We start from the raw sequence: 10,308 nt of genomic DNA, 5'->3' as shown, positions 1-10,308 counted from the left end.
GACCGCGTCGGCGACCTCCTGCCAGCGCGGCGCGGACTGCTCGTCGGCGTACGGCCTGGTGCGGGCCGGTGCGTCCGGTTCCAGGGCGGCGGAGAGCGTCGCTCCGTGCTCTCGCGCATTCTCGACGGATTCGGCGAACGCCGAAGGAGGCGACGACCCCGATACGGGATCTCCGTCGCCGAGCCCGGACGCGCGCTCCCTGGGAAAGCCGGTCAATTCAGCGGCCCTTCGCGAGGTCGCGGAGCAGCATTTCCACGAGCTTACGCCCGTCACCATCCGCCTGGAAACCACCCGCGGTAGTCATCTGGACAGCGTTGAGTAGCTGGTCGAGCGAGTGGGTGCCGCCGGCCTGGACCCGCTGCACGAACAGGTTCACCAGGTCTTCCGTGCCCTGCGGCCGGGTTCCGAGGTGTCCTTCCACCATGGCCAGGAGTTGCTCACGGGTGGGCGTGCGCATCTCCAGCGGCAGGCAGCGGCGGCGGAAGGCGGCGGGAAACTCACGTTCTCCGTTGCTGGTGATCACCACGACCGGGAACTCCCGGCACTCGACCCGCCCGCCCCGCACCAGGGCGTGGCCGCCGGGGTCGCTGGTGTGGACGCGCGCGGTGTCCGCGGCGTCGCGCACCAGCTCCGGGACGTCATAGCTTCCGTTCTCCAGCACGTGCAACAGGTCGTTCGGCAGGTCGATGTCGCTCTTGTCGAGCTCGTCGACGAGAAGCACACGGGGACGATCGTAGGGCAGCAGGGCGGTGCCGAGGGGCCCCAGCGTGATGAAGTCGCCGAGAAACGGGGGTAGTTGACGATCTCTTGACGCGAGCCCGGTGTTGACGGCCGCCTCGGTGAGGTCCTCGTCGCCCGTCTCCAGGGCCGCCGCGTCCCTCAGGCCGGCCTGCCAGGCGGCGATGGCCTGGGCGCGTCCCATGGCGTCATGGACGTACAGGCCGTCGCGCAGTGCCGTACGGCTGACGATGTTCCACTCCAGGACCCGGCCGAGGCCCAGTTCCCGGGATATCAGGTAGGCGAGGGTCGACTTGCCGACCCCGGGCGGGCCGGTGATCAGCAGGGGCCGGCGCAGCAGCAGCGCGGCGTTGACGATGTCGATCTCGTCCGGGCCGAGCTGGGGCGTGATGTCGCCGGGGCCCAGACGGCGCTGCGCGGCCTGAGGGTCGTCCGGCGGCGTGGGCTGCAGCGGCTCGCCGCGGAACCGGCGCCAGGGCGGCGGCTCCGGCAGCCGGGGCGGGACGGCCGGGGCGCGGCCCGTGGCGTGGAAGACGCGCCAGCCGTTCGGGGACGTCTGCTCGTGCGCGCTCATGCCGGTGCCTCCTCGCCGGCGAGATCGCCGGGGTCGATGTCAACGAGTCGAGTGGGGTCGTCCCAGAAGAAGCCGATGTTCCGGCCGAGGAACCGGCTGGGTCCCTGCGTGTGCAACTCGGCGTTCTGGCGCAGCCGGTGAATGGCCGTCGGGATCTGCGAAGGCGTCGGCACGGCGGCGAACACGGCGGTCACCACCTCCCGGCGCTCCTCGTCGAAAACCCCTCTGCGGTCCCAGACCGCGAGTCCGATCCCCTCCGCTATGGCGGCCTTGAGCGCCTCCAGGGCAAAGCGGTCGGCCGGGGCGTCCAGCACCACGGCCGTATGTCTGTTCTCCCCGGCGAGCACCGCCTGCCATGCCTGAGGCCGCCGACTGTCCGGTTCACTCCAGCCGTGCACCGTGACCCCGTGCTTGCGCAGTGTGCGCCAACGCTCCCGCCACTGCTCCCTCACCAGCGCGTCGTCGCTGCGCATCCGCTCCAGGCTGCGCAGGTGTACCCCGTACTTCAGCCCGAGCGGCAACGGGCGTCCGTCGCCGATCCGGTACGTCAGTCCCGCCACATCGTGGTTGAGCAACTCGTACGGCAGGACGAACTCGATGTACGGCGGTGGCTGCACGCGTCCACTCGGATCCGGCTCGCGCGGGGCGGACCAGAGCCGGGCGCCCTGCCTGAGCGCGCGTTCGACGGCCGTGCCGAGCTGGTCCAGGGTGGTGAGGGACGGTTCGCCGGGCTGGGGATTCCAGTGGCCGGGCACGGTGTTGAGCCAGGGACGTACGACGATCTCGCCGGTGCCGTCCCGGGCCGGCTCTACCGCGACGATCAGACAGCGCGGGACCTCGGGGTCGTCCACCACTTCGGCGCGGGCCTCCCGGCGCCGCTTCAGCTCCGCGGTCAGGCCGGCCCGCCGGGCCCAGTCGTCGACCCAGCCGGACAGGGCCGCGCGGTGGCCGGGCGCGACGGCGAGCCGGGCCGCGCGGTCGAGGAGGAGGACGGCGGGCGGCAGGCCGTCCGGTTGCGCGTTCCACTCCAGGACGTGCGTGAAGAGCTGCTCCGGGTTGAGTCCGAGGGGCAGGTCGGGGCCGGATAACTCCTGGACCAGGTCGTCCCGCAGCCGGCTCGCGGACAGCTCGCCCTTGGCCAGGACCGCGCGTGCGCTGCTCTCGTCGTCGCGGCTGAGCGGGCCGAGCAGCGTCTCGGATTCGGTGGCGGGAGCGGGGGCCGGGGCTTGGTCGGGGGCGATGAGCCGGTCGAGTTCGTCGCCCGCCGGGGCTCCTTCGAGGATGCGGACCACTCCGACGAGTACGTGCTCCCCGCCCGCCACGTTCAGCGCCGCGCGCACCAGGGCGGCCACGTCCTCGCGTTGCCGGACACCGCGTACGTCGACCGGCCGGCCGAGCTGATCCGCGAGGAGCGCGGCGAACTGGACCCGTGCCTGGGCGTCCTCCGTGCAGCTCAGATCGCACAGGCCGTCGGTGAGATCCGCCAGCAGCCGAAGTCCCCGCGGGCGCGCGGAAGCGTCCTCGGGCTTGCCCCACCCCGCGCCTGTCTTCACCGACTGTCCCCCATGAGCCGGTATGCCTGCCTGACCGACCTGCGAAGTTAGCACGGCAACTGGCGGTTAACCAGGGACATGTGGGACCAGGAGGCGCTAAGTCCGGCCGAGCGCCCCCGTGTTGGGAGACTCGGCCGGAAATCGATCCTCACAGGGTCCTACGGGCACAGGTCATACGGCACAGGTCATGCGGCACAGGTCCCTACGGCCGTCTACAGCCGCGGGTCGACCGGTTCCGACTCCAGCGCCAGCACGCCGAAGACGGCCTCGTGCACCCGCCACAGCGGCTCGCCCTCCGCCAGCCGGTCCAGCGCCTCCAGACCGAGCGCGTATTCGCGGATCGCGAGCGAGCGCTTGTGGTTGAGGAACCGGCCGCGGAGGCGGGCGAGGTTGTCGGGACGCGTGTACTCCGGGCCGTAGATGATCCGGAGGTACTCGCGGCCCCGGCATTTGATGCCGGGCTGTACCAGGCGCCCCTGCTCGTCGCGTACCACGGCCCCGATCGGCTTGACGACCATGCCCTCGCCGCCCCGGCCGGTCATCTCCAGCCACCAGTCGACGCCGGCCCGTACCGACTCGGGGTCGGCGGTGTCGACGTACAGACGACGAGTGGTCTGGAGCAAGCCGGTGCCGTCGTGCTCCACCAGCCGGTCGAGGAGCGCGAGCTGCTCGTCGTGCGGCAGGGCGGCGAGGCTGCGGCCCTGGACGGCGAGGATCTGGAAGGGGGCCAGGCGTACGCCGTCCAGGCCGTCCGTGGTCCAGCAGTAGCGCCGGTATGCGTCCGTGAACGCCGAGGCGGCGTCGGCCCGCTCGCGCTGGCGGGCCAGCAGGTCCGACACGTCGACGCCGCGCGCCGCCGCGCCCTCCAAGGCGGCCAGCGCACCCGGGAACACCGCGCCGGACGCGGCTCCCACGGCCGCGTACTGACTGCGCAGCAGGCCCGCGGCCTTCAGCGACCATGGCATCAGCTCGGCGTCGAGCAGCAGCCAGTCAGTGTCGAGCTCCTGCCACAGGCCGGCCTCGTCGATCGCCGTGCGGAGGCGGCCGAGGATCTCCTCGGTGACGGATCCGTCGTCGAAGAAGGGCCGTCCGGTGCGGGTGTAGAGCGAACCGGTGGGGCCGTCCACGCCGAACCGCTTGCGGGCGGCCTCCGCGTCCCGGCAGACCAGCGCCACCGCCCGCGAGCCCATGTGCTTCTCCTCGCACACGACCCGCGCGACGCCGTCCTCCTTGTACTGCGCGAAGGCCTCGGCCGGGTGCTCCAAGTAGCCGTCGATGTGCGAAGTGGCCGTCGGTGCCATGGTCGGCGGGAGGTACGGCAGCAGCCGCGGGTCCACCGCGAAGCGGCTCATGACCTCCAGGGCCGCCGCCGCGTTCTCCTCGCGGATCGAGACGCGGCCCTGGTGCCTGGTCTCGACGACCCGACGCCCGTGCACGTCCGCGAGGTCCAGCGGCCGCCCGTCGTGCCCGCCGGGCGCCTCGGTCCGCAACGGCTTCGTCGGCTCGTACCAGACCCGCTCCGCCGGTACCTCGACCAGCTCGCGCTCCGGCCAGCGCAGCGCGGTCAGCTTGCCGCCGAAGACGGCGCCGGTGTCCAGGCAGATGGTGTTGTTGAGCCAGGTGGCGTCCGGGACCGGAGTGTGGCCGTACACCACGGCCGCCCGGCCTCGGTAGTCCTCCGCCCACGGGTAGCGCACCGGCAGCCCGAACTCGTCCGTCTCGCCGGTGGTGTCGCCGTACAGGGCATGCGAGCGGACCCGGCCGGAGGTGCGGCCGTGGTACTTCTCCGGCAGACCGGCGTGGCAGACGACGAGCCTGCCGCCGTCGAGGACGTAGTGGCTGACGAGTCCGTCGATGAACTCCCGTATCTCCTGCTTGAACTCCTCGCTCTCGCCCTCCATCTGCTCGATGGTCTCGGCGAGGCCGTGCGTGTGCTGGACCTTGCGGCCCTTGAGGTAGCGGCCGTACTTGTTCTCGTGGTTGCCGGGGACGCACAGGGCGTTGCCCGACTTCACCATCGACATCACGCGGCGCAGCACGCCCGGGCTGTCCGGCCGCGGTCGACGAGGTCGCCGACGAAGACCGCCGTACGGCCCTCCGGGTGGATGCCGTCGACATAGCCCAACTTGCCGAGCAGCACCTCCAGTTCCAATGAGCAGCCGTGGATGTCGCCGACGATGTCGAAGGGGCCGGTGAGATGGGTCAGGTCGTTGAAGCGCTTCTCGGTGACGACGGTGGCGTGCTCGACCTCCTCGACGCCCCGCAGGACGTGTACCTTGCGGAAGCCTTCGCGCTCCAGGTGCCTGAGTGAGCGCCTGAGTTCGCGGGTGTGGCGCTGGATGACCCGGCGCGGCATGTCGGCCCGGTCGATGCGGGACGCGTTGCGCTCGGCGCACACGTCCTCGGGCACGTCGAGCACGATGGCGATGGGCAGCACGTCGTACCGCTTGGCCAGGTCGATCAGCGCCCGGCGGGCGTCCTGCTGCACGCTGGTGGCGTCGACGACCGTGCGGCGACCGGCGGCGAGGCGCTTGCCCGCGATGTAGTGCAGGACGTCGAAGGCGTCCCGGGTGGCGCTCTGGTCGTTCTCGTCGTCGGAGACCAGGCCGCGGCAGAAGTCGGAGGAGATCACCTCGGTCGACTTGAAGTGCCGGCGGGCGAAGGTGGACTTGCCCGAGCCGGAGGCACCGATCAGGACGACGAGGGACAGGTCGGTGACGGGGAGGACTCGCCCCTTCTGAGTGACCGTCATGCTGCCTTCGCCTCCTTCTCGTTGACGTTCCTGATCACGAATACCGCCATCTGCGTGGGCGGTCCCACCTCGGGGTCGTCCGGCCCGACGGGCACGAACTCCACGCCGTACCCGTGCCGTTCGGCCACCGTGCCCGCCCAGGTGCGGAACTCCTCGCGCGTCCACTCGAAGCGGTGGTCGCCGTGCCGGACGTGGCCGGCCGGGAGGCTCTCCCAGCGCACGTTGTACTCGACGTTGGGCGTGGTCACGAGCACGGTCCGGGGGCGGGCCGCGCCGAACACCGCGTACTCCAGGGCGGGCAGCCGCGGCAGGTCGAGGTGCTCGATCACCTCGCTCAGCACGGCGGCGTCGTACCCCTTGAGCCGGTTGTCGGTGTAGGCCAGCGAGCTCTGGAAGAGCTTGACGCGCGAGGCCTGCCGCTCCCCCATGCGGTCCAGCTTCAGGCGCCGGGAGGCGATGGTGAGCGCCCGCATCGACACGTCGACGCCGACGATCTCGGTGAACCGCGGGTCCCTCAGCAGCGCCTGCACCAGCTGGCCCTGCCCGCAGCCGAGGTCGAGCACGCGGGCGGCGCCGGACTCCTGGAGCGCCGCGGTGATCGCGTCCCGGCGCTGCACGGCGAGCGGGGTCGGCTTCTCCTCGGCCTCGGTCTCCGCCTCGACGGCGTTGTCGATCTCCTCGACCTCGCTGTCGTCGGCCTCGGCGAGCCGCACCAGTTCCAGGCGCTCCCGGGCCTCTCGGGTCAGCGACCAGCGGCGCGACAGGTAGCGGTTGGTGATCAGGTGCTGCTCCGGGTGGTCGGGCAGCCAGCCCTCGCCGGCCCGCAGCAGCTTGTCGACCTCGTCCGACGCCACCCAGTAGTGCTTGGCGTCGTCGAGGACCGGGAGCAGGACGTACAGGTGGCGCAGGGCTTCGGCGAGGGTCAATGCCTCGGATTCCAGTACGAGACGCACGTACCGCGAGTCGCCCCACTCCGGGAACTCGCTGTCCAGCGCCACCGGCTCGGCGGTCACCGTCCAGCCGAGCGGCTCGAAGAGGCGTCGTACGAGATCCGGCCCGCCCCGGGCGGGCAGCGCGGGCACCTCGATGCGCAGCGGCAGCGGCTGGGCGGCGCGCTCGGGCCGGGCGGCGCACACACCGCGCATCGCGCTGGAGAAGACGCCGCTCAGCGCCACGGCGAGCAGCGAGGAGGCGGCATACGGGCGGTCGTTGACGTACTGCGCGAGAGCCGCGTCCGGGGCGCCGCCACGCCCCTTGCCCTTGCCGCGCCGGACCAGTGCCACCGCGTCGACCTCCAGCAGCAGCGCCGCGGTGCAGCGCTCGGCGTCCGCCTCCGGGTAGAGGACGTGCGCCTTGCCGTAGGACGTGGAGAACGCCTGCGCCTTCTCGGGATGCTTGTGCAGCAGGTAGCCGAGGTCGGTGGCGGGGCGTTCGGGGGTGCCGGTGGTACGGATCGTGAGGAACACTGTGGGTAAACCTCGAAGGGCCGTCTGAACTGGGGATACGTGCTGGGCAGCGCGCCCTGACAACCTACAGGGAATGTCCGCGGGCCCACTCAGGGTTTTTCGCTCGCCGTTGTAGAGGACCGGGAGTATAGGACCGGGAGTAGAGGACCGGGAGTAAGGGAGTGGCTCTTCGCATCGGGCCACCCCATCAGCTCCCGGATCGCTACGGCGGTGATGGAGGCCACAGGTCCGGCCACAGGCCTGTCTCAGTGACCTCCCCGCACCCACGGCCGGCCTACGACACCTGCGACCGCACCTGCGACGAGATCAGCTCCAGGTGGTCCAGGTCCGAGAGATCGAGGATCTGGAGGTAGAGCCGCTCGCAGCCGATCTCGGCGTAGCGGCCGATCCTGTCGACGACCTCGGCCGGGGTGCCGGCCAGGCCGTTGTCCTTCAGCTCCGGGACTTCGCGGCCGATCGCGGCGGCGCGGCGGGCGACCTCCTGGTCGTCCTTGCCGACGCAGACGACGAGGGCGTTGGAGTAGGTGATGTCGTCCGCCTTGCGGCCGGCCTCCTCGGCGGCGGCGCGGACCCGGCCGAACTGGCGCTCGCTGTCCTCGATCGAACCGAAAGGCATGTTGAACTCATCGGCGTACCGTGCGGCCAGACGCGGGGTGCGGGTCGCGCCGTGGCCGCCGACGAGCACGGGGACCTTCTGCTGGGCGGGCTTGGGCAGCGCGGGCGAGTCCTTGAGGTCGTAGTAGGTGCCCTGGAAGTCGAAGGTCTCGCCGACCTCCGTCGCCCAGAGGCCGGTGACGATCTCCAGCTGCTCCTCGAGGCGGGCGAACTTCTCCTTCGGGAAGGGGATGCCGTACGCCGTGTGCTCCTCCTCGAACCAACCCGTGCCCAGGCCCAGTTCGACCCGGCCGCCCGACATCTGGTCGACCTGCGCGACCTGGATGGCGAGCACGCCGGGCAGCCGGAAGGTGGCGGCGGTCATCAGCGTGCCGAGCCGTATGCGCTGGGTCTCGCGGGCGAGGCCGGCGAGGGTGATCCAGGCGTCGGTGGGGCCGGGGAGGCCGTCCACGGAGCCCATCTTGAGGTAATGGTCAGAACGGAAAAATGCGTCGAAACCGAGGTCTTCGGTGGCCTTGGCGACGGAGAGGAGGGTGTCGTAGGTGGCGCCCTGCTGGGGCTCGGTGAAGATGCGAAGATCCATGCCCTCCATCCTGCACGCCGGCGCGTCGGTCAACCGCAGCGGTCCCTCCGGTCACGACCGTCCCCGGCCGGGGTGAAAATCCGTCAATGTCATGTGCGGGGGTGGTCTCGCCAGTGACCCGCTCCGGTGATGATCGTTGGCTCGGGCGGAGCCGGAGCGTCCGGAGCCCGCACCGGACGGTCGTCGCCGGGGCGTAACCGTCAGCCGCGTCGGCCTCCCTGGGGGCCCTGGGCCTAGGAGGCCGCCATGTCCGAAGAAACCGTGCCGCTCCCTGCGGGGGCTGGGCAGCCGAAGGGGTTGTTGCAGCAGATGGAGGAGCTGATGGCGGCGTTGAATGCGGATCTCTCCGATGCCTTGATCGAAGCGGGTCTTTCTCCCTCGGATGCGAAGGACAGCCACCCCAGGTCGGACGAGTTCACGACTGAGATCTGAGCACTGACCGGCTCACCGTTTCACCGCCCCGGAGTGACCTGCCATGGGGGGCTGCGAGGCTGCCGCCGAGAGGGACCCCGCCGGGCTGATGTGGTGCACGCATGAGGGCAAGCACTGGCGTCAGGGCATCAACTTGGCAGCATGGCTGAGCGCGACTGTCGAAGGTGCGCTGACGGTCGGGGGCATCCTGGACAGTGAACCCGCGTGCTGAAGCGGGGCAATCCCGCATGTGAGCCCCCGACCAGGCCCTGCCCGGCGGATCGTGTGATGTGGCCCTGGAGGTATCCCCACCCCGTTCCGGAGACTGCCGCCATGGGCGCGGCCGGCCCGCCGCGGCAGAGTGTGAGGGCATGAAGGCAACAGTGAAGACCTCGCGGGCCCGGCTTGCCACCGCCGTTGTGCTCGCCGCCGCCGTCGCGTCCACGGCCCTCGTGCCCGGTGCTGCGGCCGCCCCCCACCCGGCGTCCACGGACACCGCGGCCACCGCGAACGGCCGGCTCACCTCCCGGCAGCTCCAACGCGAGACGGCCCGCGTCCTTGCGGAGGGCGGGTTCGTCGGCATCACGGTGCGGGTGCGCGACGGCGCCCGCACGGTGCACGCCCGAGCGGGTGAGGCCGAGTTGCACACCGGCCGCCCTGTGCCGCGCGGGGCAGAGTTCAGGATCGGCAGCGTCACCAAGACGTTCGTGGCCACCGTGGTACTGCAACTCGTCGCCGAGGGCCGCCTGTCCCTGGACGACACCGTCGAACGCTGGCTGCCGGGTGTGGTGAGCGGCAACGGCAACGACGGAAGCCTCATCACCGTCCGGAATCTCCTGCAGCACACCAGCGGCATCCACAACTACGGCCCCGAGGAGGACACCGGGAACACGGCAGCCGATTTCGAGCGGACGAGGTTCGACCACTTCGACCCCGAGCAGCTGGTCGCCGGCGCGGTGCGCCACCGGCCGGACTTCCCGCCCGCACCGGCCGATGACACCGAGCCCGACTGGAACTACTCCAACCCCGGCTACGTCCTCGCAGGGATGATCATCGAGAAGGCCACCGGGCGGCCCTGGGCCGAGGAGGTGCGCGACCGCATCATCCGTCCGCTCGGCCTGACCGGCACCTACGCCCCCGGCGACGACCCGTACCTGAAGCCGCCGCACGCGCACAATTACCACCTGTTCCCCGGCTCGACAACGTGGACGGACACCACGGTCAGGAACGTCTCCCGGGTGGACGCGGGCGCTGCCCTCGTCGGCACCGAACGCGACCTGGACCGCTTCTTCACCGCCCTGCTCGGCGGGCGCCTGCTGCCTCCCGCCCAGCTCGCGGAGATGCGCGGGGCCGTGCCCGTCAGCGCGAGGTTCCAAGTGGGGTTCCCCGGCCTGCGGTACGGCCTGGGACTGATGCAGCAGCCGCTGACCTGCGACGGCGACAGCTGGGGCCACGGAGGGGACCTGGAGGGGTTCACGGTGCGCACCGGCCTTACCGCGGACGGGCGCCGCTCGGTCGTCGTCGTCGCCAACGGCACCGGCGGCGGCGACGAGCAGCTGCTCGCGGCCGAGCGGGCCGTCCGCGGGCTCGTGGACCGCGCCCTGTGCGCCGGTGTC

At 71.3% G+C, this 10,308-nt stretch carries 7 protein-coding genes and 1 pseudogene; 2 read left to right on the top strand and 6 right to left on the bottom strand.

The window, feature by feature from the left end; translation table 11 throughout:
• The 6 genes and pseudogenes from CLM62_RS49545 to CLM62_RS39210 all read right to left on the bottom strand — a co-directional run.
• Positions 1 to 216, bottom strand: a 216-nt coding sequence (locus tag CLM62_RS49545; RefSeq protein ID WP_143659229.1) for a hypothetical protein, incomplete at its 3' end; no start/stop codon positions are given.
• 1 nt (position 217) lies between these two features.
• Complete coding sequence (locus CLM62_RS39230; protein WP_095754660.1) at positions 218 to 1,312, bottom strand: AAA family ATPase; 1,095 nt, start codon at positions 1,310 to 1,312, stop codon at positions 218 to 220.
• Complete coding sequence (locus CLM62_RS39225) at positions 1,309 to 2,865, bottom strand: hypothetical protein (protein ID WP_095754659.1); 1,557 nt, start codon at positions 2,863 to 2,865, stop codon at positions 1,309 to 1,311. The genes CLM62_RS39230 and CLM62_RS39225 overlap by 4 nt, the downstream gene beginning before the upstream one ends.
• Positions 2,866 to 3,077: 212 nt before the next feature.
• Positions 3,078 to 5,617, bottom strand: a pseudogene (locus CLM62_RS39220) (polynucleotide kinase-phosphatase).
• Positions 5,614 to 7,083: a 3' terminal RNA ribose 2'-O-methyltransferase Hen1 gene (locus CLM62_RS39215; RefSeq protein WP_095754658.1), complete on the bottom strand. Its 1,470-nt coding sequence runs from the start codon at positions 7,081 to 7,083 to the stop codon at positions 5,614 to 5,616. Before CLM62_RS39215 ends, CLM62_RS39220 begins: the two are co-directional and overlap by 4 nt.
• A gap of 274 nt (positions 7,084 to 7,357) precedes the next feature.
• Entirely contained in the window at positions 7,358 to 8,281 is a 924-nt protein-coding gene (locus tag CLM62_RS39210) for an LLM class F420-dependent oxidoreductase (RefSeq protein WP_095754657.1), read from the bottom strand.
• A 246-nt stretch (positions 8,282 to 8,527) separates the two neighbouring features.
• On the opposite strand from CLM62_RS39210, the gene CLM62_RS39205 reads away from it, so the two are divergent.
• Complete coding sequence (locus CLM62_RS39205) at positions 8,528 to 8,713, top strand: hypothetical protein (RefSeq protein WP_095754656.1); 186 nt, start codon at positions 8,528 to 8,530, stop codon at positions 8,711 to 8,713.
• A 350-nt stretch (positions 8,714 to 9,063) separates the two neighbouring features.
• Positions 9,064 to 10,308: serine hydrolase domain-containing protein (locus CLM62_RS39200; protein ID WP_107483852.1), on the top strand; the 1,245-nt coding region annotated here is incomplete at its 3' end.

This window comes from Streptomyces sp. SA15 (assembly GCF_002291145.1).
Taxonomy (GTDB): Bacteria; Actinomycetota; Actinomycetes; order Streptomycetales; family Streptomycetaceae; genus Streptomyces.
Note: the sequence above shows the minus strand (reverse complement) of the source record. Positions and strands in the feature narration are given on the sequence as shown.

Excerpts from the sequence above, each read along its gene's own strand:
- CLM62_RS39210 (WP_095754657.1), bottom strand. The coding sequence starts at position 8,281 with ATGGATCTTCGCATCTTCACCGAGCCCCAGCAGGGCGCCACCTACGAC.
- CLM62_RS39230 (WP_095754660.1), bottom strand. The coding sequence starts at position 1,312 with ATGAGCGCGCACGAGCAGACGTCCCCGAACGGCTGGCGCGTCTTCCAC.
- CLM62_RS39205 (WP_095754656.1), top strand. The coding sequence starts at position 8,528 with ATGTCCGAAGAAACCGTGCCGCTCCCTGCGGGGGCTGGGCAGCCGAAG.